At 75.6% G+C, this 242-nt stretch carries 1 pseudogene; it reads right to left on the bottom strand.

The annotated features are described in order from the left end of the window. A pseudogene (locus BST14_RS28880) lies at positions 1-242 on the bottom strand (phosphoribosylamine--glycine ligase); the annotation flags it as partial.

Consider the following 242-nt stretch of genomic DNA (forward strand, 5'->3'; position numbering starts at 1 on the left):
GCAGCACCGTCGTCCCAGGTCAGCGGCTCGGTCTCGCCCAGGGTGCCGGCCGCGGACGCCAGCAGCACCCCCGCCAGCGGCGTGCGCAGCCGGGCCAGCACCACCTGCGTCTCCGGGTCACCGAACCGGGCGTTGAACTCCACGACGCGCACCCCGCGGGACGTCAGCGCGAGGCCGCAGTACAGGACCCCCGCGAACGGTGTCCCCCGCCGCGCCATCTCGGCGATGGTCGGCTTCGCCAC

Origin of the sequence: Mycobacterium arosiense ATCC BAA-1401 = DSM 45069 (assembly GCF_002086125.1) — a bacterium.
Taxonomy (GTDB): Bacteria; Actinomycetota; Actinomycetes; order Mycobacteriales; family Mycobacteriaceae; genus Mycobacterium; species Mycobacterium arosiense.